Origin of the sequence: Streptomyces globosus (genome assembly GCF_003325375.1) — a bacterium.
In the GTDB taxonomy this organism is placed as follows: domain Bacteria; phylum Actinomycetota; class Actinomycetes; order Streptomycetales; family Streptomycetaceae; genus Streptomyces; species Streptomyces globosus_A.
In genome coordinates this window covers 581,856-607,425 of the sequence record NZ_CP030862.1, presented here as the reverse complement: position 1 = coordinate 607,425, position 25,570 = coordinate 581,856, and the positions used below count along the sequence as shown (strand labels likewise).

General features: G+C 69.4%; 19 protein-coding genes. 3 read left to right on the top strand and 16 right to left on the bottom strand.

From position 1 onward, the window contains the following. Nucleotides 1-16: 16 nt before the first annotated feature. Genes C0216_RS02885 through rfbB form a run of 3 tightly spaced genes read right to left on the bottom strand, consistent with a single transcriptional unit; the run spans nt 17 to nt 3,254 of the window. Complete coding sequence (locus C0216_RS02885) at nt 17-1,345, bottom strand: lipopolysaccharide biosynthesis protein (protein ID WP_216827052.1); 1,329 nt, start codon at nt 1,343-1,345, stop codon at nt 17-19. Further along, complete coding sequence (gene rfbD, locus C0216_RS02880) at nt 1,342-2,280, bottom strand: dTDP-4-dehydrorhamnose reductase (protein WP_281277903.1); 939 nt, start codon at nt 2,278-2,280, stop codon at nt 1,342-1,344. The genes C0216_RS02885 and rfbD overlap by 4 nt, the downstream gene beginning before the upstream one ends. Further along, a complete protein-coding gene (gene rfbB / locus C0216_RS02875) occupies nt 2,277-3,254 on the bottom strand; it encodes a dTDP-glucose 4,6-dehydratase (protein WP_114053728.1) in 978 nt (325 codons plus the stop codon). The genes rfbD and rfbB overlap by 4 nt, the downstream gene beginning before the upstream one ends. 84 nt (nt 3,255-3,338) lie before the next feature. Here rfbB and rfbA point away from each other — a divergent pair, with 84 nt between their 5' ends. Both rfbA and rfbC read left to right on the top strand, forming a co-directional pair. Next, the gene (gene rfbA, locus C0216_RS02870) at nt 3,339-4,214 is read left to right on the top strand and encodes a glucose-1-phosphate thymidylyltransferase RfbA (RefSeq protein ID WP_114058416.1); all 876 of its coding nucleotides are present in this window, start codon (nt 3,339-3,341) and stop codon (nt 4,212-4,214) included. Next, nucleotides 4,211-4,810 carry a dTDP-4-dehydrorhamnose 3,5-epimerase gene (gene rfbC / locus C0216_RS02865; protein WP_114053727.1) on the top strand — a complete coding sequence of 200 codons (600 nt, stop codon included), beginning with the start codon at nt 4,211-4,213 and terminating at the stop codon, nt 4,808-4,810. The genes rfbA and rfbC overlap by 4 nt, the downstream gene beginning before the upstream one ends. Before the next feature lie 198 nt (nt 4,811-5,008). Here rfbC and tuf read toward each other — a convergent pair whose 3' ends face one another. From tuf to rpsL, 4 genes are all read right to left on the bottom strand, one after another. Then, nucleotides 5,009-6,202: an elongation factor Tu gene (gene tuf / locus C0216_RS02860; protein WP_114053726.1), complete on the bottom strand. Its 1,194-nt coding sequence runs from the start codon at nt 6,200-6,202 to the stop codon at nt 5,009-5,011. Nucleotides 6,203-6,357: 155 nt separating this feature from the next. Next, nucleotides 6,358-8,487, bottom strand: coding sequence for an elongation factor G (fusA, locus tag C0216_RS02855; RefSeq protein WP_114053725.1), 2,130 nt, complete (start codon nt 8,485-8,487; stop codon nt 6,358-6,360). Between the two features lie 39 nt (nt 8,488-8,526). Next, nucleotides 8,527-8,997, bottom strand: a complete 471-nt coding sequence (rpsG, locus tag C0216_RS02850; protein ID WP_114053724.1) for a 30S ribosomal protein S7 — start codon at nt 8,995-8,997, stop codon at nt 8,527-8,529. A gap of 2 nt (nt 8,998-8,999) precedes the next feature. After that, the gene (gene rpsL, locus C0216_RS02845; protein WP_007265893.1) at nt 9,000-9,371 is read right to left on the bottom strand and encodes a 30S ribosomal protein S12; all 372 of its coding nucleotides are present in this window, start codon (nt 9,369-9,371) and stop codon (nt 9,000-9,002) included. Nucleotides 9,372-9,821: 450 nt separating this feature from the next. On the opposite strand from rpsL, the gene C0216_RS02840 reads away from it, so the two are divergent. Continuing rightward, on the top strand, nt 9,822-12,332 hold the full coding sequence (locus C0216_RS02840) for a YfhO family protein (protein WP_281277902.1): 2,511 nt from the start codon (nt 9,822-9,824) through the stop codon (nt 12,330-12,332). 81 nt (nt 12,333-12,413) lie between these two features. Here the strand turns inward: C0216_RS02840 and C0216_RS02835 are convergent, their stop codons facing one another. The 9 genes from C0216_RS02835 to secE form a co-directional block, all read right to left on the bottom strand. Next, on the bottom strand, nt 12,414-16,313 hold the full coding sequence (locus C0216_RS02835) for a DNA-directed RNA polymerase subunit beta' (RefSeq protein ID WP_114053723.1): 3,900 nt from the start codon (nt 16,311-16,313) through the stop codon (nt 12,414-12,416). 96 nt (nt 16,314-16,409) lie between these two features. Then, nucleotides 16,410-19,892, bottom strand: a complete 3,483-nt coding sequence (gene rpoB, locus C0216_RS02830) for a DNA-directed RNA polymerase subunit beta (RefSeq protein ID WP_114053722.1) — start codon at nt 19,890-19,892, stop codon at nt 16,410-16,412. 544 nt (nt 19,893-20,436) lie between these two features. Further along, nucleotides 20,437-20,820 carry a 50S ribosomal protein L7/L12 gene (gene rplL, locus C0216_RS02820; RefSeq protein WP_114053721.1) on the bottom strand — a complete coding sequence of 128 codons (384 nt, stop codon included), beginning with the start codon at nt 20,818-20,820 and terminating at the stop codon, nt 20,437-20,439. Between the two features lie 111 nt (nt 20,821-20,931). Further along, a complete protein-coding gene (rplJ, locus tag C0216_RS02815) occupies nt 20,932-21,462 on the bottom strand; it encodes a 50S ribosomal protein L10 (protein ID WP_114053720.1) in 531 nt (176 codons plus the stop codon). Between the two features lie 339 nt (nt 21,463-21,801). Beyond that, the gene (locus C0216_RS02810; protein WP_114053719.1) at nt 21,802-22,659 is read right to left on the bottom strand and encodes an LppX_LprAFG lipoprotein; all 858 of its coding nucleotides are present in this window, start codon (nt 22,657-22,659) and stop codon (nt 21,802-21,804) included. Between the two features lie 211 nt (nt 22,660-22,870). Beyond that, nucleotides 22,871-23,599, bottom strand: coding sequence for a 50S ribosomal protein L1 (gene rplA, locus C0216_RS02805; protein WP_114053718.1), 729 nt, complete (start codon nt 23,597-23,599; stop codon nt 22,871-22,873). Nucleotides 23,600-23,688: 89 nt separating this feature from the next. After that, nucleotides 23,689-24,123: a 50S ribosomal protein L11 gene (gene rplK, locus C0216_RS02800; RefSeq protein ID WP_114053717.1), complete on the bottom strand. Its 435-nt coding sequence runs from the start codon at nt 24,121-24,123 to the stop codon at nt 23,689-23,691. 164 nt (nt 24,124-24,287) lie between these two features. Next, entirely contained in the window at nt 24,288-25,163 is an 876-nt protein-coding gene (gene nusG / locus C0216_RS02795) for a transcription termination/antitermination protein NusG (protein ID WP_114053716.1), read from the bottom strand. An 84-nt stretch (nt 25,164-25,247) separates the two neighbouring features. Further along, nucleotides 25,248-25,529 (bottom strand): preprotein translocase subunit SecE, encoded by a 282-nt coding sequence (gene secE / locus C0216_RS02790; protein WP_114053715.1) that lies wholly within the window; start codon nt 25,527-25,529, stop codon nt 25,248-25,250. Between the last annotated feature and the right edge of the window lie 41 nt (nt 25,530-25,570).

Genomic DNA, 25,570 nt, shown 5'->3' with positions numbered 1-25,570 from the left:
TCGTGGGCCGGCATGGTCACTCCCCGACCGCCCCGGCGCCCAGCGGGCGTGCGGCGCCCTCGTGCCCGGACCCCCCGGTTGCGCCCGGAGCCCCGGGGAACCTCAGCCTCAGCACGGCCAGCATACCGAGCACGGTCGCCAGGGAGCCGAGGGCGTAGGCCAGGATGACGCGCAGGGCCACCTCGCCCGGCGCGAAGGTGACGCCCACGAGGACGGCGGTGCCGACGGCCCAGCACAGCAGCTGCAGGTGGTGCCGCTTGAAGACCATCAGCGCCTGGCCGAGCACCATCGCGAACATGTACGCCACGGTGCCGGCGGACAGCAGGAAGAAGTCGAGGCAGCCCAGGACGGGGCGGGCCCCGAAGAGGACCTCGATCAGCCAGGGGCCGAGCGCCGTCGCGGGGATGCCGCCGGCCAGGCCGAGCATGCCGACGACGACGGCGATCCGGCGCAGCATCGCCGAGAACGCCGCCCTGTCGCCTGCGGTGAACGCGGCGGTGAGCCCGCCCAGCAGCGAGGCCTGGAGCGAGCCGAAGACGAACAGCGGCACACGGGCCAGGACGAGGGCGTTGAGCAGGGCGGCGATCAGCACGCTGTCGGTCGGGGCGAGCAGCTTGGTGCTCATCACCGCGGCGTTGACGACGACCTGCGACAGCAGCGTCGAGAGGATCAGCAGGCCCAGACCGCCCGTCAGCTCCCGCCAGGAGACGGCGCCGCCGGGCCCGGCGGCGCGCAGCAGCGGCGGCAGCGTGACGAGCATCGCGGCGACGGGCGCGAGCGCGAGGACGAGGCTGAAGGCGAGCGCGGAGTCCAGTCCGAGCACTGCACAGCCGAAGGCGAGGAGGATCCGCAGGCCGCCGTCGAGGCCGAGTTGGAGCCCGTACGCGCCGAACCGGCCGAGGCCGGCGAGCACGCCGCGCGTCAGGTAGCAGACGGCCATGCCGGTGAAGGCGCCGCCGAGCGCGGCGACCAGGCCGCGGTCGCCCTGGAAGAGGAGGTCGGCGATCGGGCCGGCGCCGAGGGCGAGGACGAGCAGGGTCGCGCCGAGCATCGCCGCGGTCATCAGGGTGGCCCGGCGCAGCACGGGGGCGGCGCCCTGGCCGAGGACCGTGCGGGCGGCGACGATCCGGGTGAGCTCCTGCTCGACGGGGAAGAACACGCCGATGCCGACGGACATCACGATCGTCCACAGGACGGAGACGTTCGCCATGGCCTCGGTGGAGAGGCTGTGCCCGGCCACGCCCAGGTGGACGTACGAGGCCGCGCCCAGCACGACGGTGCCGCCGGCCACCGCGACGGTGCCCGGCGGCAGCGCCGCGGTGGCCTTGCCCAGCAGGGCCTTCATCCCGTACTGCCCTCGCGGGCCCCGGCGGCGAGCCGGGTGAACTCGGGAGTGGCCAGCGCCTCGGCGAGCTGCTCGCGCCAGTCGGCGAGCGGGGCCAGGCCGGCCTCGGCCCAGCGGTCGTGGCCGAGCACGCTGAACGCGGGGCGCGCCGCGGGGCGGACGAAGGCCGCGGAGGTGGTGGGGCGGATCCGCTCCGGGTCGAGGCCGGCGAGCCGGTAGGCCTCGCGGGCCAGCCCGAACCAGGTGGTGCGGCCGCTCGCGGTGCCGTGGTAGACGCCGGCCGGGGCGCGGCCCGCGAGGGCGGCGAGGCCCAGCTCGACGAGCCGGTGGGCGAGCGCGCGGGACCAGGTGGGCTGGCCGTGCTGGTCGTCGACGACGTCGAGGGTGTCGCGCTGCGCGGCCAGCTTCAGCATGGTCGCGACGAAGTTCGGCCCGTGCTCGCCGTACAGCCAGGCGGTGCGGACGGTGTAGCCGTCCTGCGGGAGCAGTTCGGCGACGGCACGCTCGCCCGCGAGCTTGCTGCGGCCGTACGCGTTGAGCGGGCCGGTCTCGGCGTCCTCGCGGTACGGCTCGGAGGCGTCGCCGGGGAGCACGTAGTCGGTGGAGACGTGCAGCAGGCGCGCGCCGGCGTCGGCGCAGGCGGCGGCGAGGACGCGGACGCCGGTGCCGTTGACGGCGGTGGCGGCGTCCTCGGCGGTCTCCGCGCCGTCGACGTCGGTCCAGGCGGCGCAGTTGACGACGACGGCGGCGCCCTCGACGGCTGCCCGGACGGCGGCGGCGTCCGTGACGTCGAGGTCGGCGCGGCGCAGGCCGGCCGCCTCGATCCCGGCGTCCTCCAGTACGGCGAGGAGGTCCCGGCCGAGCATGCCGGCGGCGCCGGTGACGACCCAGCGCCCGGCGGCGGACGGCACGGCGGGGGTGGCGGAGGCGGTCACTTCTGCAGCGCTGCCTTGTCCTTGAGCGGCTCCCACCAGCCGCGGTTCTCGCGGTACCAGGCGATGGTCTGCGCGATGCCGTCCTCGAAGCGGACCTGCGGCTCGTAGCCCAGCTCGGCGTTGATCTTGCTGATGTCGATGGAGTAGCGCAGGTCGTGGCCCTTGCGGTCCTCGACGTGCTCGACCATGTCCCAGCCGAGGCCGGCGGCCTCCAGCAGGACGCCGGTGAGCTCCTTGTTGGTGAGCTCGGTGCCGCCGCCGATGTTGTAGACCTCGCCGCCGCGGCCCTTGCGCATCGCCAGGTCGATGCCCCGGCAGTGGTCGGAGACGTGCAGCCAGTCGCGGACGTTGCCGCCGTTGCCGTACAGCGGGACCTTCCGGCCGTCCATCAGGTTGGTGACGAACAGCGGGATGACCTTCTCCGGGAACTGGTAGTGCCCGTAGTTGTTGGAGCAGCGGGTCACCACGACGTCCATGCCGTGCGTGCGCGCGTACGCCAGCGCCAGCAGGTCGGAGGAGGCCTTCGAGGCGGAGTACGGGGAGTTGGGGACCAGCGGCCACTCCTCGGTCCAGGAGCCCTCGCTGATGGAGCCGTAGACCTCGTCGGTGGAGATGTGCACGAAGCGGCCGACGCCGTGCTTGCGTGCGGAGTCCAGCAGCACCTGGGTGCCGACGACGTTGGTCATGACGAACGGGCCGGCGCCGGCGATGGAGCGGTCGACGTGCGACTCGGCGGCGAAGTGCACCACCACGTCGTGACCGGGCATCACCGCGTCGACGGCTTCGGCGTCGCAGATGTCGCCCTTGACGAACTTGTAACCGGGGTGGTCCGCGACCGGCGCGAGGTTGGCTTCGACTCCGGAGTAGGTCAGCTTGTCGAAGACCGTGATCTGGGCCGATGCATCCGCACCGAGCTGCTGGCGAACAAATTCTGAACCGATGAAGCCGGCGCCGCCGGTCACGAGGATGCGCATAGTACGAAGAGTCTAGCCGCTTGTCCTACCACCCCACCGGCCCGGAGCGCCTCACTCCGCTTGCTCTCGCATAGGGTTGTGCCCATGCGTGGAATTCTCTTGGCCGGCGGAACCGGATCCCGACTCTGGCCGCTGACCCGGGCAGTCTCGAAGCAGCTGCTCCCCGTCTTCGACAAGCCGATGATCTACTATCCGCTCTCCACCCTGGTCATGGCCGGAATCAGTGAGATTCTCGTCATCACCACGCCGGAGGACCGGGCGCAGTTCGAGCGGCTGCTCGGCGACGGCTCCCAGTTCGGCCTGCGGCTGGAGTACGCGGTCCAGGAGCGCCCCGAGGGCATCGCCCAGGCCTTCGTCCTCGGCGCCGACTTCATCGGCGACGAGTCCGTCGCCCTGATCCTCGGCGACAACATCTTCCACGGCAGCGGCCTCGGCACGCGCCTCGCCGAGCACACGGGCGCCAAGGGCGGCCGCGTCTTCGCCTACCCCGTCGCCGACCCGACGGCCTACGGCGTCGTCGAGTTCGACGAGAAGGGCCAGGCCATCTCCATCGAGGAGAAGCCGGCCAAGCCGAAGTCCCGCTACGCCGTGCCCGGCCTCTACTTCTACGACAACCGCGTCGTGGAGATAGCCAGGGGCCTGAAGCCCAGCGCCCGCGGCGAGTTGGAGATCACCGCCGTCAACGATGCCTACCTCCAGGCCGGCGAGCTCAACGTCACCATCCTCGACCGCGGCACCGCCTGGCTGGACACCGGCACCTTCGTCTCCATGGTCCAGGCCTCCGAGTTCGTCCGCGTCATCGAGGAGCGCCAGGGCTTCAAGATCGGCTGCATCGAGGAGGCCGCCTGGCGGGCCGGCCTGATCGACGACGCGCAGCTGCGCACGCTGGCCGAGCCCCTGCTCAAGAGCGGCTACGGCCAGTACCTGCTGAACCTGCTCGACGAGGAGGCGGCCAAGTGAAGTTCCGCGAACTCTCCCTCGAGGGCGTCTTCGAGGTCACCCCGCAGCTGCACGGCGACCCGCGCGGCCTGTTCACCGAGTGGTACCGCTTCGACAGGCTTGCCGAACTCACCGGCCACCCGCTGAAGCTGGCCCAGGCCAACCTGTCGGTCTCCTCCCGCGGCGTCGTCCGCGGCATCCACTTCGCCGACGTGCCGCCCGGCCAGGCGAAGTACGTGACGTGCGTGCGCGGCGCCGTGCTCGACGTCATCGTCGACCTGCGGGTCGGCTCGCCGACCTTCGGCCGGTGGGAGGGCGTCCGCCTCGACGACACCGACCGCCGCGCGGTCTACATCCCCGAGGGCATGGGCCACGGCTTCTGCGCCCTCACCGACGACGCCACCCTGTCGTACCTCTGCTCCGAGACCTACAACCCGACCGGCGAGCACTCGGTGCACCCGCTCGACCCCGACCTGGGCATCGACTGGCCGGCGGAGGTCCCGCTGCTGTCCGCCCGCGACGAGGCCGCGCCGTCGCTGGCGCAGGCCGTCGAGACGGGTCTGCTGCCCGACTACGCCGCCTGCAAGGCGTTCACGGAGTCGCTGCGCACGGCCTGACGGCCGCTGCACCACGTACGGAAGAGGGCCGCACCCCCGCGGGGGTGCGGCCCTCTTGCGTACGCGCCCCCGGGCGGCGCGCCCCGCCCGGGGAAACAGCCAGGGCCCCTCCCCCGCCGCCGGAGCGACAGGGGAGGGGCCCTGGTGTCAGACACGGAGCCCGCTCGCGCGGACTACCAGGTCAGAACGTGAAGGAACTTACTTCACGATCTTGGTGACCTGGCCGGCGCCCACGGTGCGACCACCCTCACGGATGGCGAACTTCAGGCCCTCCTCCATGGCGACCGGCTGGATCAGCTGGACGGACATCTCGGTGTTGTCGCCCGGCATGACCATCTCGGTGCCCTGCGGCAGGGTCACAACGCCCGTCACGTCCGTGGTACGGAAGTAGAACTGCGGACGGTAGTTGTTGAAGAACGGCGTGTGGCGGCCACCCTCGTCCTTGGACAGGATGTAGGCCTGGGCCTCGAACTCGGTGTGCGGGGTGACCGAGCCCGGCTTGATGATGACCTGGCCGCGCTCGACGTCCTCGCGCTTGATGCCGCGGAGCAGCAGACCGACGTTCTCACCGGCCTGGCCCTCGTCGAGCAGCTTGCGGAACATCTCGATGCCGGTGACCGTGGTGGTGGTCTTCTCCGGGCGGATACCGATGATGTCGACGGTCTCGTTGACCTTCAGGACACCGCGCTCGATACGGCCGGTGACGACCGTACCGCGACCGGTGATGGTGAAGACGTCCTCGACCGGCATCAGGAACGGCTTGTCGGTGTCGCGCGGCGGGGTCGGGATCGACTCGTCGACGGCAGCCATCAGGCCGAGGAGCTTCTCGCCCCACTCCTTGTCGCCCTCGAGCGCCTTCAGCGCCGAGACGCGGACGACCGGGAGCTCGTCGCCCGGGAACTCGTACTCGGAGAGGAGCTCGCGCACCTCGAGCTCGACGAGCTCCAGGATCTCCTCGTCGTCCACCATGTCGGCCTTGTTCAGGGCGACGACGATGTACGGAACGCCGACCTGGCGGGCCAGGAGCACGTGCTCCTTGGTCTGCGGCATCGGGCCGTCGGTGGCGGCGACCACGAGGATGGCGCCGTCCATCTGCGCGGCACCGGTGATCATGTTCTTGATGTAGTCCGCGTGACCCGGGCAGTCGACGTGGGCGTAGTGACGCGCCTCGGTCTGGTACTCGACGTGCGCGATGGAGATGGTGATACCGCGCTGGCGCTCCTCGGGAGCCTTGTCGATCTGGTCGAAGGCCGAGGCCTCGTTCAGGTCCGGGTACGCGTCGTGCAGCACCTTGGTAATGGCGGCCGTGAGGGTCGTCTTACCGTGGTCAATGTGACCGATGGTGCCGATGTTGACGTGCGGCTTAGTCCGCTCGAACTTCGCCTTCGCCACGGGGGTCCTCCTGGAGAGTGGTTCTGTACGCCTTACTCATCGGCGCCAGGTGATCTTTGCTGGAAAGCCGGTCCCCGGGGCAACAGGTTTTTCGGAAGAATCTCCTGCTGCCCCGGAGGTTCCGGTGACAAGCCTAAAGCGTGTACTCGGGAGAGTTACTCGCCCTTGGCCTTCGCGATGATCTCCTCGGCGACGTTCCGCGGAACCTCGGCGTAGGAGTCGAACTGCATCGAGTAGCTGGCGCGACCCGAGGTCTTGCTGCGGAGGTCTCCGACGTAGCCGAACATCTCCGACAGCGGCACGAGGCCCTTCACGACGCGGGCGCCGTGACGCTCCTCCATGGCCTGGATCTGGCCACGGCGGGAGTTGATGTCGCCGATGACGTCGCCCATGTAGTCCTCGGGCGTGGTGACCTCAACGGCCATCATCGGCTCGAGGAGCACGGGGGACGCCTTGCGCGCGGCCTCCTTGAAGGCCTGTGAACCGGCGATCTTGAACGCGAGCTCGGAGGAGTCGACCTCGTGGAAGGCACCGTCGAGAAGCGTGACGCGGACGCCCGTCATCTCGTAGCCGGCCAGGATGCCGAACTGCATGGCCTCCTGCGCACCGGCGTCGACCGAAGGGATGTACTCCTTCGGCACGCGGCCACCGGTGACCTTGTTCACGAACTCGTACGCCGGACCGTCGGTCTCGGTGATCGGCTCGATCGCGATCTGCACCTTGGCGAACTGACCGGTACCACCGGTCTGCTTCTTGTGCGTGTAGTCGTGGCGCTCGACCGCCTTGCGGATGGTCTCGCGGTACGCGACCTGCGGCTTGCCGACGTTGGCCTCGACCTTGAACTCGCGCTTCATGCGGTCGACGAGCACCTCAAGGTGCAGCTCGCCCATGCCGCCGAGGATGGTCTGGCCCGTCTCCTCGTCCGAGTGGACGTGGAAGGAGGGGTCCTCCTCCGCGAGACGCTGGATGGCGACACCCAGCTTCTCCTGGTCACCCTTGGACTTGGGCTCGATGGCGACCTGGATGACCGGGGCCGGGAAGTCCATGGACTCCAGGATGACCGGCTGCTTCTCGTCGCACAGCGTCTCACCGGTGGTGGTCTGCTTCAGGCCCATGACGGCGACGATGTCGCCGGCGCCCACCGAGTCGATCTCCTCACGCTTGTTCGCGTGCATGCGGTAGATCTTGCCGATGCGCTCCTTCTTGCCCTTGACGGAGTTCAGCACCGCGGTGCCGGCTTCCAGGCGGCCCGAGTAAACCCGGACGAAGGTGAGCTTGCCGAGGTGCGGGTCGCTCATGATCTTGAAGGCGAGCGCGGCGAGGGGCTCCTCGTCCGACGGCTTGCGCTTCACGACGGTCTCGGCGTCCTTGACGTCGTGGCCCTCGATGGCCTCGATGTCGAGCGGCGACGGGAGGTAGCGGACGACCGCGTCGAGCAGGGGCTGGACACCCTTGTTCTTGAACGCGGTACCGCAGAACACCGCGGTGATCGTCGAGCCCTCGCCCTTGCCGGAGCCCAGGATGATGCGGCGCACGGCGGCGTGCAGCTGCTCCTCGGTCGGCTCCTCGCCGTTGAGGAAGAGCTCCATGATCTCGTCGTCGTTCTCGGCGACGGTCTCGACCAGCTTGCCGCGCCACTCTTCGGCGGCCTCGGTGTGCGTGTCGGGGATGTCGACGACGTCGTACATCTCGCCCTTGGTCGCCTCGGCGGACCAGACCAGCGCCTTCATGCGGACCAGGTCGACAACGCCCTGGAAGTCCGCCTCGGCACCGATCGGGAGCTGCATGACGATCGGAACCGCGCCCAGGCGGTCCTTGATCATGTCGACGCAGCGGTGGAACTCGGCGCCCGTGCGGTCGAGCTTGTTGACGAAGCAGATGCGCGGCACGCCGTAACGGTCGGCCTGGCGCCACACCGTCTCGGACTGCGGCTCCACACCGGCGACACCGTCGAACACGGTGACGGCACCGTCGAGGACGCGGAGCGAGCGCTCCACCTCGACCGTGAAGTCCACGTGGCCCGGGGTGTCGATGATGTTGATGGTGTGGTCGACGTCCTCGAGCGGCCAGTGGCAGGTCGTCGCGGCAGACGTGATCGTGATGCCGCGCTCCTGCTCCTGCTCCATCCAGTCCATCGTGGCAGCGCCGTCGTGGACCTCACCGATCTTGTACGAAACACCGGTGTAGAACAGGATGCGCTCGGTGGTGGTCGTCTTGCCCGCGTCGATGTGGGCCATGATGCCGATGTTGCGCACCTTGGCCAGGTCAAGCGAAGTGGTAGCCATAAGGCTTCAGTCTTCTCTCGGTCTCGATGTGGGTTGCGACTACCAGCGGTAGTGCGCGAAGGCCTTGTTGGACTCGGCCATCTTGTGCGTGTCCTCGCGCTTCTTGACGGCCGCACCGAGGCCGTTCGAGGCGTCGAGGAGCTCGTTCATGAGGCGCTCGGTCATGGTCTTCTCGCGGCGGGCGCGGGAGTAGCCCACGAGCCAGCGCAGCGCGAGGGTCGACTGGCGACCCGGCTTGACCTCGACCGGAACCTGGTAGGTCGCACCACCGACGCGGCGGGACTTGACCTCCAGCGACGGCTTGACGTTCTCCAGCGCGCGCTTCAGCGTGATGACCGGGTCGTTGCCGGTCTTCTCGCGGAGGCCTTCCATGGCGCCGTAGACGATGCGCTCGGCGGTGGAGCGCTTGCCGTTCAGCAGGATCTTGTTGATCAGCGAGGTGACAAGAGGAGACTGGTAGACCGGGTCGATGATGACCGGGCGCTTCGGGGCGGGGCCCTTACGAGGCATTCTTACTTCTCCTTCTTGGCGCCGTAGCGGCTGCGGGCCTGCTTGCGGTTCTTGACAGCCTGGGTGTCAAGCGCACCGCGGATGATCTTGTAACGAACACCCGGCAGGTCCTTCACACGGCCACCACGCACGAGCACGATCGAGTGCTCCTGCAGGTTGTGTCCCTCACCCGGAATGTAAGCGGTGACCTCGATGCCGGAGGTCAGACGCACACGCGCGACCTTGCGGAGCGCCGAGTTCGGCTTCTTCGGGGTGGTCGTGAACACACGCGTGCAGACGCCGCGGCGCTGGGGCGAAGCCTCGAGCGCGGGCGTCTTCGTCTTCTCGACCTTGTCCTGCCGGCCCTTCCGGACCAGCTGCTGGATCGTAGGCACTACTTCTCCGGTTTCTGTGTGCCGTGTAGTGAAGCTAACCTGGAACGTTCCCCGACCCACGCGGTCGGGTGTGTCGGATCCGGCAGACCCCCGCGCAAGCGCGGGAGGACGTGGATCGCGGCGGCTTGTGCGGCCCGCGTGCGGTTGATGGACACGCACGGGAGCCCAGGCACACCCCAGGCACAAGGTCTGAGCGTACCCACCCCATCCACTCCGGTCAAAACAAAGGCCCCGCCGTCGCCGCGCCTGCGGGCCCGCGGCCCGTGCCGCGTCTGGCCTGCGGGCTCCCGGGCCGTGCCCGGCGCCGGGATGTGGTATGGGTCCCGGCCGCCTGCACCCGCCCCCGCGGCGGTCCGGCGGCCGTCCCGCGGCGGTCCGTCGGGACCCCGCCGGACCACTACACTGCCCCCCGATTCCCCCCGAATGGCACGACCAGCAGGGAGCGCGACATTGCGGACGGCCACCCCGGAGCCGAAGGCAGCGGACAGCCCGGCCCGGCCGCCGGACACCGCCCGCAGCCACCCGGTCCTCGCCCGCCTCCGCGCCCCGCTGTCGGCCTTCCTGCTGACCGCTGCCGCCGTCTGCACGGCCTGGGCCGCCCGGGGCGCCTTCCCCTTCGGCAGCCTCGGCCGGGCAGTCAACGACCAGGCCAACCAGTACGTCCCGTTCCACCGCGGCCTGTGGGACCTCGCCCACGGGCAGGCCGCCGGCGACCTGCTGTTCACCTGGCGCGGCGGATTCGGACAGCAGTTCCTCTCCGACTACCACACCTACCTCGGGAACCCGTTCTCCTGGGCGGCCGTCCTCGTCCCCCGCGACCACGTCGACCTCGCCGTCTTCGCGGTCACCCCGCTGACCACGGGCACCGCCGCCGCGGCCATGGCGGCCTACCTCGGCCGGCTCCGGCCCGGCCCCTGGTGGCAGCGGGGCGTCCTCGGCGCCTGCTACGGGCTGTGCGGCTGGGCCCTCAGCGACGCCTCGTACATCCCCATGTGGCTGTGGGGCCTCGTCGCGCTGCCGCTGCTCGGCATCGCCGTCGAGTGGTGCATCGAGGGGCGCCGCCCGCCCGGCGCCGCGCTGCTCGTCGCGCTCGCCTGGCTGGGGAACTTCTACACCGCGATGATGGCGACGATGGCCGCCTGCGTCCTCCTCGCGGTCCGCCTGGCCACCCTGGAGACGACCGGCCGGCAGCGGCTGCGCGCGCTCTGGCGCGCCGCCACCGCCGCGGCGACCGGGATCCTGCTGACCCTGCCCCTGCTGCTGCCGGCGTTCCTGTCGAGCGGCGCCGCCCGGCAGACGCAGGCCGCGGCGTTCCAGCCCGTGGGACTGGACGTCCTGCTCTCCGGGATGCTGCCGGCCACGCACCTGTGGGGCGGCCGCCCCCGCCTGTACGTCGCCTCGCTCGCCACGGTCCTCGCGCTGGCGTTCCTCTTCCACCCGGCGATCGCCCGCCGCACCCGCCTGGTGTGGGGCGCCGCGACCGTCCTGGTCCTCGCCTCCTTCCAGTTCCCGCCCACCCAGTACCTCTGGCACGGGCTGGCGGTGCCCAACGGCAACCCGTACCGCGAGACCTTCGTCTTCAGCGCCCTGCTGGTGGTCCTGGCCTGGCTCGCCCTGGCCCACCGCCCCCGCCCGCTGCATGCAGCGGCGGCGGCCGCGGTGCTCGCCGCCGCCGCCTTCCTGCTGCGCCGCACCGACGACTTCGGCGGCTGGACCTGGCCCGCCGTCCTGGGCGGCGGCGCCCTGTCCGTCCTCGCCGTGGCCCTGCTGCACCACGGCGCGAGGCACCGCCTCCTCGTCCCGTCGGCGGCCGTCCTGATGGCCGGCCTGGTCTTCGCCGAGTCCGCGGCAGCCGCCTGGAACGCCGACGTCCGCCGCGCGCGGGAGCGCTGGGCCAAGCCCGCCGCCACCAGCGGCCCGTCGATCGCCGCGCACACCGAGGCCGTCCGGCAGGTGAACGGCTGGCCCGCATACCGGACCGACTCCGGCACGCCGCAGACCTCGTACAACGACGCGCTCGCGCTGCGCGCCGAAGGCCCGCAGTACTACAGCAGCTACCTCCCCGAGGCCACGTACAGGGCGCTGGAGCCCCTCGGCTACGGCTTCAAGAACGACGGCCGGACCTTCTTCGGCGCGGACAACCCCGTCCTCGACGCGGTCTTCGCGATCGGCGCCCGCGTCCGCCCCGGCCCCGTCGCCGGCACCTGGACGGCCTCCCGCTTCCCCGCTCCCCCGCTCGTGACGGTCCGCAGCGCCCCCTTCACCTCGCCCCACCCCGCGGACAGCGTGTACGCCCGCCAGGAGAACGCCCTCGGCGCCGCGGTCTACCGGGTCCCGGAGCCGACCGCGGACGGCACGCCGCAGCAGCGGACGTACACGGCGCACTGCGCCCCGGGCTCGGAGGCGTACTGGTACTCCCCCGGCCTCACCGGCACCCTCTCCCACCCAGGCGGCGAGCGCCGGCTGGACGGCAGGACCACGGGCGTGGTCCGCCTCGGCCCGGTCCCGGCGGACGGCGCGCTCACCGCGACCGTCCGCGCCCGGGGCGGGAGCACCGCCACGGCGGCAGCCGCCGAGTCCCACCCGATCGGGTGCCTGGACCGGGCAGCCCTGGACGACGCGGTCGCCCGCCTCACCCGTACGGGCGCCACGGCGGTCCGCACCGGCGGCCACTCCCTCCTGGCCGACCTCCCGCCGGGCGCCGCGGGCACGGCGGTCGTCGCGACGACGGCGGTCCCGGGCTGGCGGTGCACCGCCGACGGCCGCCCCGCCCCCCTCACCCCCTTCCACGGCCTGCTGGCCCTCCGCCTCCCCCCGGACACCCGCACCCTCGCCTGCACCTACACCCCGCCGGGCCTCCTCCCGGGCCTCGCCGGCGCCGCCCTGGCCGCCCTGGCCCTGACGGCCGCCACCGCCTTCCCCCGCCTCCGCCGCCGCCTGCGCGCCCCCGGGCGCGCGTGAGCGGCAGGCCCCCAAGGCCCCGCGGAAACGGCGAAGCCCCCCGCCGCTCCTCTCGGAGCGGCGGGGGGCTTCTGTGTGACCTCAGCCGTTGTACGGGCCGTAGTCGTAGTCCTCCAGCGGGACCGCCTGGCCGGAGCCGGTGCCGAAGGGCGAGTAGTCGATGTCGTCGTAGCCGACGGCCGAGTACATCGCGGCCTTCGCCTCCTCGGTCGGCTCGACCCGGATGTTGCGGTAGCGGGCGAGGCCCGTACCGGCCGGGATGAGCTTGCCGATGATGACGTTCTCCTTGAGGCCGATGAGGCTGTCGGACTTGGCGTTGATCGCCGCGTCCGTCAGGACTCGGGTCGTCTCCTGGAAGGAGGCGGCCGACAGCCAGGACTCCGTCGCCAGCGAGGCCTTGGTGATACCCATCAGCTGCGGACGGCCGGAGGCGGGGTGACCGCCCTCGGTGACCACACGACGGTTCTCGGTCTCGAAGCGCGAGCGCTCGACGAGCTCGCCCGGCAGCAGCTCCGCGTCGCCGGACTCGATGATCGTCACGCGGCGCAGCATCTGCCGGATGATGATCTCGATGTGCTTGTCGTGGATCGACACGCCCTGCGAGTTGTAGACCTTCTGGACCTCGCCGACCAGGTGCACCTGGACGGCGCGCTGGCCGAGGATGCGCAGCACGTCGTGCGGGTTGGTGGCACCCGCGGTGAGCTTCTGGCCCACCTCGACGTGGTCGCCCTCGTGGACGATGACCTTGGCGCGCTTCGAGATCGGGTACGCCGTCTCGTCGCTGCCGTCGTCCGGGGTGATGACGATCTTCTTGGTCTTCTCGGTCTCCTCGATCCGCACGCGGCCGGCGGCCTCGGAGATCGGGGCGACACCCTTCGGGGTACGGGCCTCGAAGAGCTCGACGACACGCGGCAGACCCTGGGTGATGTCGTCACCGGCCACACCACCGGTGTGGAAGGTACGCATCGTCAGCTGGGTACCGGGCTCACCGATGGACTGGGCGGCGATGATACCGACCGCCTCGCCGATGTCGACCAGCTTGCCGGTGGCCAGCGAGCGGCCGTAGCAGAAGGCACAGGTGCCCACCGCGGACTCGCAGGTCAGGACGGAGCGGGTCTTGACCTCCTCGACGCCGTTGGCGACGAGGGCGTCGATCAGGACGTCGCCGAGGTCGACGTTGGCCGGCGCGATGACCTTGCCGTCGACGACCACGTCCTCCGCCAGCATGCGGGCGTAGACCGAGGTCTCGACGTCGTCGGCCTTGCGCAGGACGCCGTCCTCGCCGCGGGACGCGATCTTCAGCTTCAGGCCGCGGTCGGTGCCGCAGTCCTCCTCGCGGATGATCACGTCCTGCGAGACGTCCACCAGACGACGGGTCAGGTAACCCGAGTCGGCGGTACGCAGGGCGGTGTCGGCCAGACCCTTGCGGGCACCGTGGGTCGAGATGAAGTACTCGAGCACGGACAGGCCCTCGCGGAACGAGGCCTTGATCGGACGCGGGATGGTCTCGTTCTTCGCGTTCGACACCAGACCGCGCATACCGGCGATCTGCCTCATCTGCATCATGTTTCCTCGGGCACCCGAGTCGACCATCATGAAGATGGGGTTGGTCTTGGGGAAGTTCGCGTTCATCGCCTCGGCGACCTCGTTGGTCGCCTTGGTCCAGATCGCGATGAGTTCCTGCGTGCGCTCGTCCTTGGTGATCAGACCGCGCTCGTACTGCTTCTGGACCTTCTCGTCCTGGGCCTCGTAGCCCGCGACGATCTCCTTCTTGGCCTCGGGGACCACGACGTCGGAGATGGCCACGGTGACGCCGGAGCGGGTCGCCCAGTGGAAGCCGGCCGCCTTCAGGTTGTCGAGCGTCGCCGCCACGATGACCTTGGGGTAGCGCTCGGCCAGGTCGTTGACGATCTCGGAGAGCTGCTTCTTGCCCACCGAGTAGTCGACGAACGGGTAGTCCTCGGGCAGCAGCTCGTTGAAGAGCGCACGGCCCAGCGTGGTCTTCAGGCGGAAGCTGTCGCCCGGCTGGAACTCCTGCTCGCCCTCCTCGGCGACCGGCGGGACCCAGCCGCGCGGCGGGATGGTGCCCACCGGGAAGCGGATGTCCACGGACGCCTGGAGCGACAGCTCGCCGGCGTCGAACGCCATGATCGCCTCGGCGGTGGAGCCGAACGCGCGGCCCTCGCCCTTGACGTCGCGGAGCTCGCCGTCCGTGGTCAGGAAGAACAGACCGAGGACCATGTCCTGGGTCGGCATCGTGACCGGGCGGCCGTCGGCCGGCTTGAGGATGTTGTTCGAGGACAGCATCAGGATGCGGGCCTCGGCCTGCGCCTCCGCGGAGAGCGGCAGGTGGACGGCCATCTGGTCACCGTCGAAGTCCGCGTTGAACGCGGTGCAGACGAGCGGGTGGATCTGGATGGCCTTGCCCTCGACCAGCTGCGGCTCGAAGGCCTGGATGCCGAGGCGGTGCAGCGTGGGCGCACGGTTCAGCAGCACCGGGTGCTCGGCGATGACCTCTTCGAGGACGTCGTACACGACGGTGCGGCCGCGCTCGACCATGCGCTTGGCCGACTTGATGTTCTGCGCGTGGTTCAGGTCGACCAGGCGCTTCATCACGAACGGCTTGAAGAGCTCCAGCGCCATGGCCTTGGGCAGACCGCACTGGTGCAGCTTCAGCTGCGGGCCGACGACGATGACGGAACGCGCCGAGTAGTCGACTCGCTTGCCGAGCAGGTTCTGGCGGAAGCGGCCCTGCTTGCCCTTGAGCATGTCGGACAGCGACTTCAGCGGACGGTTGCCGGGGCCCGTGACCGGGCGGCCGCGGCGGCCGTTGTCGAAGAGCGCGTCGACGGCCTCCTGGAGCATGCGCTTCTCGTTGTTCACGATGATCTCGGGGGCACCGAGGTCGAGGAGGCGCTTCAGGCGGTTGTTGCGGTTGATGACGCGGCGGTACAGGTCGTTCAGGTCGGAGGTCGCGAAGCGGCCACCGTCCAGCTGCACCATCGGACGCAGGTCCGGCGGGATGACCGGCACGCAGTCGAGCACCATGCCCTTGGGGCTGTTGCTGGTCTGCAGGAACGCGGAGACGACCTTGAGGCGCTTGAGCGCGCGGGTCTTCTTCTGGCCCTTGCCCGTGCGGATGATCTCGCGGAGGCGCTCGGCCTCCTCCTCCAGGTCGAAGGACTCCAGGCGCTTCTGCAGCGCCGCGGCACCCATCGAGCCGTCGAAGTACGTGCCGAAGCGGTCGCGCAGCTCGCGGTAGAGCAGCTCGTCGCCCTCGAGGTCCTGGACCTTGAGGTTCTTGAAGCGGTTCCACACCTCGTCGAGGCGGTCGATCTCGCGCTGCGCGCGGTCGCGGAGCTGCTTCATCTCGCGCTCGGCGCCCTCGCGCACCTTGCGGCGCACGTCGGCCTTGGCGCCCTCGGCCTCCAGCTCGGCCAGGTCGGACTCGAGCTTCTTGGCCCGGCCTTCCAGGTCGGCGTCGCGGCGGTTCTCGATCTGCTGGCGCTCGACGGAGACGTGGGCCTCCAGCGACGGCAGGTCGCGCTGGCGGCGCTCGTCGTCGACGAACGTGATCATGTACGCGGCGAAGTAGATGACCTTCTCGAGGTCCTTCGGCGCGAGGTCCAGCAGGTAGCCCAGGCGCGACGGGACGCCCTTGAAGTACCAGATGTGGGTGACGGGGGCGGCGAGCTCGATGTGGCCCATCCGCTCGCGGCGCACCTTGGCGCGCGTGACCTCGACGCCACAGCGCTCACAGATGATGCCCTTGAAGCGGACACGCTTGTACTTGCCGCAGTAGCACTCCCAGTCCCGGGTGGGGCCGAAGATCTTCTCGCAGAAGAGGCCGTCCTTCTCGGGCTTCAGGGTGCGGTAGTTGATGGTCTCCGGCTTCTTGACCTCGCCGTGCGACCAGGTACGGATGTCGTCCGCGGTGGCAAGGCCGATCCGCAGCTCGTCGAAGAAGTTGACGTCGAGCACTGTGCGTCAATCCCTCTTTCGGGGTCGTGTCTCAATCATGGTCTGAACGGTCCCGGGGACGGCCGGGGCTCTGCGCGAGAGCCCCGGCCAGGCCCGTCAGACCTCTTCGACGCTGCTCGGCTCGCGCCGGGACAGGTCGATACCGAGCTCCTCCGCGGCGCGGAAGACGTCCTCGTCGGTGTCGCGCATCTCGATGGACATGCCGTCCGAGGACAGCACCTCCACGTTGAGGCAGAGCGACTGCATTTCCTTGATGAGCACCTTGAAGGACTCGGGAATGCCCGGCTCGGGAATGTTCTCGCCCTTGACGATGGCCTCGTAGACCTTCACGCGGCCGGTGACGTCGTCGGACTTGATGGTCAGCAGCTCCTGGAGGGCGTACGCGGCGCCGTAAGCCTCCAGCGCCCACACCTCCATCTCACCGAAGCGCTGGCCACCGAACTGCGCCTTACCACCCAGCGGCTGCTGCGTGATCATCGAGTACGGACCGGTCGAACGGGCGTGCAGCTTGTCGTCGACCAGGTGGTGGAGCTTGAGGATGTACATGTACCCGACCGAGATCGGGTCCGGGAACGGCTCGCCGGAGCGGCCGTCGAACAGGCGCGCCTTGCCGGACGGGAGGACCAGGCGGTCGCCGTCGCGGTTCGGGATGGTGTGCTCGAACAGGCCGGCGAGCTCGTCCTCGCGGGCGCCGTCGAACACGGGGGTGGCGACGTTGGTGCCGGGCTCGACGCGGTCGGCGCCGATGGCCTTGAGCCGCTCGGCCCACTCCTCCGCCAGGCCGGAGACGTCCCAGCCGCGGCTGGCGAGCCAGCCGAGGTGGATCTCCAGGACCTGCCCCGGGTTCATTCGGGACGGGACACCCAGCGGGTTCAGGATGATGTCGACCGGGGTGCCGTCCTCCAGGAAGGGCATGTCCTCGATCGGGAGGATCTTGGAGATGACACCCTTGTTGCCGTGGCGGCCGGCGAGCTTGTCACCGTCGGTGATCTTGCGCTTCTGGGCGACGTAGACGCGGACCAGCTGGTTCACGCCCGGGGGAAGCTCGTCCCCCTCCTCGCGGTCGAAGACGCGGACGCCGATGACCTTGCCGATCTCGCCGTGCGGGACCTTCAGCGAGGTGTCGCGGACCTCGCGCGCCTTCTCACCGAAGATCGCGCGGAGCAGGCGCTCCTCGGGGGTCAGCTCGGTCTCGCCCTTCGGGGTGACCTTGCCGACCAGGATGTCGCCGGCGACGACGTCCGCACCGATGCGGATGATGCCGCGCTCGTCGAGGTCGGCGAGGACCTCCTCGGAGACGTTCGGGATGTCCCGGGTGATCTCCTCGGGGCCCAGCTTGGTGTCGCGGGCGTCGACCTCGTGCTCCTCGATGTGGATCGAGGAGAGGACGTCGTCCTGCACGAGGCGCTGCGACAGGATGATCGCGTCCTCGTAGTTGTGGCCCTCCCACGGCATGAACGCGACGAGCAGGTTCTTGCCCAGCGCCATCTCGCCGTTCTCCGTGGCCGGACCGTCGGCGAGGACCTGGGCCTCGATGACCCGGTCGCCCTCGTTGACGATGACCTTCTGGTTGACCGAGGTGCCCTGGTTGGAGCGGGAGAACTTGGCGACCCGGTACGTGGTGTACGTGCCGTCGTCGTTGGCGACGGTGATGTAGTCGGCCGAGACCTCCTGGACGACACCGTCCTTCTCCGCCTTGATGGAGTCGCCGGCGTCGACGGCGCAGCGGTACTCCATGCCGGTGCCGACGAGCGGCGCCTCCGCCTTGATGAGCGGAACGGCCTGGCGCATCATGTTCGCGCCCATGAGGGCGCGGTTGGCGTCGTCGTGCTCCAGGAAGGGGATCATCGCGGTCGCGACGGACACCATCTGGCGCGGGGAGACGTCCATGTAGTCGACGTCCGTGCCGGGCACGTAGTCGACCTCGCCGCCGCGGCGGCGGACGAGGACGCGGCCCTCCGCGAAGCGCAGGTTCTCGTCCAGGCGCGCGTTGGCCTGGGCGATGACGAAGCGGTCCTCCTCGTCGGCGGTCAGGTAGTCGACCTCGTCGGTCACCTGGGCGTCGACGACCTTGCGGTACGGCGTCTCGACGAAGCCGAACGCGTTGACGCGGCCGTAGGAGGCGAGCGAGCCGATCAGACCGATGTTCGGGCCTTCGGGGGTCTCGATCGGGCACATGCGTCCGTAGTGGGACGGGTGCACGTCGCGGACCTCGAAGCCGGCCCGCTCACGGCTCAGACCGCCGGGGCCGAGCGCGGAGAGGCGGCGCTTGTGGGTCAGACCAGACAGCGGGTTGTTCTGGTCCATGAACTGCGACAGCTGGCTGGTGCCGAAGAACTCCTTGATGGAGGCGACGACCGGCCGGATGTTGATCAGGGTCTGCGGCGTGATCGCCTCGACGTCCTGGGTGGTCATGCGCTCGCGGACGACGCGCTCCATGCGCGCCAGGCCGGTGCGGACCTGGTTCTGGATGAGCTCGCCGACGTTGCGCAGGCGGCGGTTGCCGAAGTGGTCGATGTCGTCGGTCTCGACGACGATCGAACGGCCGGACTCGCCGATGGTCTCGGTCTCGCCCGCGTGGAGCTTCACGAGGTACTTGATCGTCGCGATGATGTCGTCGACGGTCAGCACGCCGGCGTCGAGCGGCTCGTCGGCGCCGAGCTTCTTGTTGACCTTGTAGCGGCCGACCTTCGCGAGGTCGTAGCGCTTGGGGTTGAAGTAGAGGTTCTCGAGCAGCGTCTGCGCGGCCTCACGGGTCGGCGGCTCGCCCGGACGCAGCTTGCGGTAGATGTCGAGCAGCGCGTCGTCCTGGCCCTGGGTGTGGTCCTTCTCCAGGGTGGCGCGCATGGACTCGTATTCGCCGAACTCCTCGAGGATCTGCTCGGTGGTCCAGCCGAGGGCCTTGAGGAGGACGGTCACGGACTGCTTGCGCTTGCGGTCGATGCGGACACCGACCATGTCGCGCTTGTCGACCTCCATCTCCAGCCAGGCACCCCGGGAGGGGATGATCTTGGCGGAGAAGATGTCCTTGTCGGACGTCTTGTCGATGGAGGAGTCGAAGTAGACGCCGGGGGAGCGCACCAGCTGCGACACCACGACACGCTCGGTGCCGTTGATGACGAAGGTGCCCTTGTTGGTCATGAGCGGGAAGTCGCCCATGAAGACCGTCTGAGACTTGATCTCACCGGTCTCGTTGTTCGTGAACTCGGCGGTGACGAAGAGCGGCGCCGCGTACGTGAAGTCGCGCTCCTTGCACTCGTCGACGGAGTTCTTCGCCGGCTCGAACCGGTGGTCGCGGAAGGTCAGCGACATCGACCCGGAGAAGTCCTCGATCGGCGAGATCTCCTCGAAGATCTCTTCCAGACCGGACTTGGTGGGGACATCGAGTCCACTCTCGAGCGCCGACTCGACGCGGGACTTCCAGGCGGCGTTGCCGAGCAGCCAGTCAAAGCTCTCGGTCTGCAGCGCCAGGAGGTTCGGAACCTCGAGCGGCTCCTTGATCTTTGCAAAGGAGATGCGCAGCGGGGCGGTGCTGGCACCGTTGTTCGTATTGGTCGAGGCGTTGCGCGAGGCGGCCAAGAGGGGGTCCTTCCGAGGGCTCGGACTCACTACGCGCGTACCGGTCCCAGCTGACACATAGACCAAAACCCCAGGTCAGGGCGTATCAATCGTGTGTGCTCAAGCGTGGGCATGCCCCTGGCGACGGGCAGGGGGCAGCTAACAGGCAGCGCAAAGGGTCAGTGTAGCCACTCGGCTCACTGATGTCCAGACCAGGTTTCCGGCAACCGGCAACAGGCCTTCCCCTTGTAGATCAACGCCGCGGCTCTCGTACACAGAGCGCGTATCAGTACTGCCCTCTTCGTAGTCGATCCATGCCTCGGATCCCCGACCGGTGCCCCGGACCGCGGATCGAGCTGGCGACGGTCCTGAGAATTGCGCGCCGCGTGCCGTTCGTCAAGGCCCCCTGCTCCGTGCGGATCATCTCGGAAACCCGGCACGGGGCAACGATGATCACCCTACTCCCCAACGACAGCTGGGCAAATCAGGCACCCCGGGTACGCCGAAGGGCGACCACCCGTGCGGGTGATCGCCCTTGGCAGGGGCCTGGAGGGGCCCCGGGGTGTTACTTGACCTCGACCGAGGCGCCGGCGCCCTTGAGGGCCTCGGCGGCCTTGTCAGCGGCCTCCTTGTTGACCTTCTCGAGGACCGGCTTCGGGGTGCCGTCGACGAGGTCCTTGGCCTCCTTCAGACCCAGGGAGGTCAGCTCACGCACGACCTTGATGACCTGGATCTTCTTGTCGCCGGCGCCGGTGAGGATGACGTCGAACTCGTCCTTCTCCTCGACGGCCTCGGCGGCCGGGGCACCCGGGACACCGGCGGCAACGGCGACCGGGGCGGCGGCGGTGACGTCGAACTTCTCCTCGAAGGCCTTCACGAACTCGGCGAGCTCGATGAGGGTCATCTCCTCGAACTGAGCGAGCAGGTCGTCCTGAGACAGCTTCGCCATGATGGGCGATCCTTCCACTAATTCGGCTGGTGCCGAGATGTATCGAAAGGCGGGCGTAACGGCCCGCTACGACCCGCGCACTAGGCGGCGCGGATCAATGCGCGAGCCGAATTACTCGGCACCGCCCTGCTCGTCCTGCTTGGCACGAAGCGCTTCCACGGTGCGGACGAGCTTCGAGGGCAGCGCCTGGAAGAGCGCGGCAGTCTGGGACTGCTTGCCCTTCATGGCACCGGCCAGCTTGGCGAGCAGAACCTCGCGGGACTCGAGGTCCGCAAGCTTCTTGATCTCGTCGGCGGACAGCGCCTTGCCGTCAAGGACACCGCCCTTGATGACGAGCTTCGGGTTGTCCTTGGCGAAGTCACGCAGAGCCTTCGCCGACTCCACCGGGTCACCGGTGACGAAGGCGACCGCGGTCGAACCAGCAAGGTGCTCGTCCAGCGCGGTGATCCCGGCCGAGTTGGCCGCAATCTTGGTCAGCGTGTTCTTCACCACGGCGTACTGGGCGTTCCCACCGAGCGAACGGCGCAGCGTCTTGAGCTGCGCAACGGTGAGCCCCGTGTACTCGGTCAGCACAGCGGCGTTCGAGCTGCGGAACATGTCCTCCAGCTCGGCTACCGCGGCAGCCTTGTCGGGCCTTGCCATAGAGCGTCGGCCTCCTTCCGGGTGATGAGGACCGCGCAGAAGGGGCTGGACAAAACAAAGCGCCCCGGGCGCAGGCGCACGGGGCAACGCTCGACCAGGACCGAAATCCTGGGAGCCTTCCACAGTCACCTGCGCGGGTCGCCCGCTTTCAGCGGATCCTTCGGCCACCGCCCCCTTGCGGGCGCGGCAACGACCAGCGGTCTTTGGCTTCCGTGGAACTGTACGTGACCGCGTCCCGGGAGGGCAAATCGCCCTCCCGGGCCCCTGCCGGACCCCGGGCCGGGCGGGGCGGGGTGAGGAGGCAGGGGCGCGGGCGGCAGGCGCCCGTACGGGCGCCTGTCAGCCTTCCTGGGTCAGCTGGGCGAGGTCCAGGACCTGGTCGGCCGGCGGGGCCGCGATGTCGACCGGCTTGTTGACGTCGAGGAACTTGACGGTCATGTCGAGCGGGCCCTCGGTGCCCTCGCCGCGGGTGCGGAACTGCCTGGTCTGGTGGTTCTCGTCGATCCAGATGTCCATGGCCAGGCTCTTGATGCCCTGGGCCTCCAGCGCCTGCAGGTTCTTGCTCCGGCGCTCCTTGGCCTCGGGCGTGCCCGCGGCCGAGGCGGCGCGCAGCTCGTCCAGCGTGACGGTGCCGCTGAGGTGGGTGGTCTTCTGCCCGTCGACGGTCTCCTCGCCGACCGTCTTCAGGTCCTTGGCCGCGCTCATGTCGCCGGCCCTGTCGCCCGGGTTCTCGCCCTGCTGGGCGCCGCCGAGCCGGTCGAGCTTCCTGGCCGCCTCCGGGTCCAGGGACTTGAGGTCGAACTTCAGGTACTTGCCCTCGGCTCCGAGGTACAGGGCGCCGTCGAGGAGGCGGATCTCCACGTTCTCGCCGGGCTTCTCCGGGTTCGCCATCTTCATGGCGATGGCAGCGGTGGGCTTCAGCCGCATGGAGGCCTCGCCGGAGACGGTCTGCCCCGCGGCCGTGCCCGCCATGGTGTAGCGGACGGAGGTGATCTCCGCCGCCTTCGCCTTGGTCTTCTCCAGGAAGGCCGCCGGAGTGACCTCGGCCGGCTTCGGCGCGGCCGCGGAGGGCGCCGCCGCGGCGCCGTCCTTCTTGGCGTCCCCGGCGCCCTTGCCGTCCTCGCACGCCGTGGCTCCGCCGGCCAGCAGGACGGCGGCCAGGACCGCCCCGAGGGCCTTCTTGCGGTACGCGTTCATTCTGTTCCCCACCCCTGATGCAGTGATCTTCAGCTCGCGGACCTGTCGCACCGGCCGCGAGACAGTAGTGACTCTATGCCATGCCTCTGACACGCCTCGCACAGGGACCGAACAGCCGGAAACGGGAACGGGCCCTCCGCCCCGGTGAGGGGGCGGAGGGCCCGTTCAAGGTGCCACTGGCGGGCCGCAGGGCGGCCCGGAGCCGTCAGGCTCAGACCGCGGCCGGGTCCTCCTCGACGAGGAGGTTGCGGGTGCGGTTCGGGTCCAGCTGGATGCCGGGGCCCATGGTGGTGGTCAGGGCGGCCTTCTTCAGGTAGCGGCCCTTCGCGGCGGACGGCTTCAGGCGGAGGATCTCCTCCAGGGCCGCGCCGTAGTTCTCGACCAGCTGCTCATCGGAGAAGGAGACCTTGCCGATGATGAAGTGCAGGTTCGAGTGCTTGTCGACGCGGAACTCGATCTTGCCGCCCTTGATCTCGGTGACGGCCTTGGCGACGTCCATGGTGACGGTGCCGGTCTTCGGGTTCGGCATCAGGCCACGGGGACCGAGCACGCGGCCGAGGCGGCCGACCTTGCCCATGAGGTCCGGGGTGGCGACAACCGCGTCGAACTCGTTCAGGCGGTTGCCCTTGGCGATCTCGTTGATCAGCTCGTCGTCGCCGACGATGTCGGCGCCGGCGGCAGTCGCGGCCGCAGCACGGTCACCGGTCGCGAAGACCAGGACCCGGGCGGTCTTACCGGTGCCGTGCGGGAGGTTCACGGTGCCGCGGACCATCTGGTCGGCCTTGCGCGGGTCAACACCCAGGCGGAAGGCGACCTCGACGGTGGCGTCGAACTTGGTGGCGGACGTCTCCTTGGCGAGACGGACGGCCTCGAGCGGGGCGTACAGCTTCTCCCGGTCGACCTTGGCGTCCGCAGCGCGGAGGGTCTTGCTGCGCTTCACTTCTGCTCCTGTTTATTCGCTTCAGGCATGGAGTCGTGGTCCGGGCCAGCGCTTGGCCCTGCCACTGGGTGGTGCGGGAAGGGGGCTGGTCAGCCCTCGACCGTGACGCCCATCGAGCGCGCGGTGCCAGAGATGATCTTCATGGCGGCGTCGATGTCGTTGGCGTTGAGGTCGGGCATCTTCAGCTCGGCGATCTCGCGGACCTGGGCGGCCGTCAGCTTGGCGACCTTGGTCTTGTGCGGCTCGCCGGAGCCCTTGTCCACGCCCGCGTGCTTCAGGATGAGGCGCGCGGCCGGCGGGGTCTTGGTCACGAAGGTGAAGGAGCGGTCCTCGTAGACCGTGATCTCCACCGGCACGACCATGCCGCGCTGCGACTCGGTCGCGGCGTTGTAGGCCTTGCAGAACTCCATGATGTTGACGCCGTGCTGACCCAGCGCGGGGCCGACCGGCGGGGCCGGGTTGGCGGCACCGGCGTTGATCTGGAGCTTGATAAGCCCCGTGACCTTCTTCTTCTTGGGAGGCATTGCTCTCTCCGGGTCCTAGTGAGAGTTTTCGCCGCCGATCCGGTCATCCGGATGGAGGCATACCGCACCACGATAACGGGTATCGGTGCGGGGCTCGAAACCGAGCAGGTCAGACGAGCCCCGAGGGGGCTGTCTGACCTGTCCGGAAGCTGTGGTTCAGAAGATCAGTTCTTCTGGATCTGGTCGAAGCTCAGCTCGACCGGGGTCTCGCGGCCGAAGATCTCGACGAGGCCCTTGACCTTCTTCGAGTCCGGGTTGATCTCGTTGATGGTGGCCTGGAGCGTCGCGAACGGGCCGTCGGTGACGGTGACCGAGTCGCCGACCTCGAAGTCGAGGACCTCGATGGTGCGCTTGACGGCGGGCGCGGGCAGCCCGGCCTCCTCGGCGGCCTGCTTGGCGGCCTTCTCCTGCGCCTCCGGGGCGAGCATCTTGACGATCTCGTCCAGGGTCAGCGGGTACGGGTCGTAGGCGTTGCCCACGAAGCCGGTGACGCCGGGGGTGTTGCGGACGACGCCCCAGGACTCGTTCGTCAGGTCCATGCGGACGAGCACGTAGCCGGGCAGCTTGTTCTGCCGGACGTTCTTGCGCTCGCCGTTCTTGATCTGGACGATCTCTTCCTCGGGCACCTCGGCCTGGTAGATGAACTCCTCGACGTTCAGCGAGACGGCGCGCTGCTCCAGGTTGGCCTTCACGCGCTTCTCGTAGCCCGCGTAGGTGTGGATGACGTACCACTCGCCGGGCAGCAGGCGCAGCTCGTCGCGGAGCGCCTGGACCGGGTCGACGGGCTCGGCCTCCTCGGCGGCCTCCTCGGCCTCGGCGTCGGCGGCCTGGGCGGCCTCGTCCTCGGCCGCGGCCTCGGCGGCCTCCTCGGCCGGGGCGTCCTCGTGCTCGACCTCGTCCTCGGCGTGCAGCGCGGCGTCCTCGGCGTCGGCGAGCTCTGCCTCGTCCGGCTCCACAGCGTCTGCCGCCTCGACGGTGTCGAGCTCGTCCTCGACGGACTCGACGGAGTCGTGGCTCGCGTTCAGGTTCGGGTCAGACACGGTGGCTGCTTCTTCCTGGATACAAAAGGTGGTGGAACATGCGAAAAGGGGCGGCACCCATCAAGGCGCCGCCCTCCGCGGGGATCAGCCGAAGACGAACTTGATGGCTTCCTGGAACCCATAGTCAATCACGGTCACCAGACCGATCATGATGACGACGAAGACAATCACCACGGTGGTGTACGTCGAGAGCTGCTTGCGGGTGGGCCAGACGACCTTGCGGAGCTCCGCGACGATCTGGCGGTAGAAGAGCGCGAGCCGGCCCAGAGGACCCTTCTTGCCGCGCTTGCCGCCCTTGCGGGCCTTCTTCTCGCGGGCTTCGTCCTCGGCGTCAGGCTTGTCGATGGAGCCCAGGGCGTCCGTCACGTCTCTCACCTGAATCCGGGTCGGGGCCGTGGCCGCGCCCG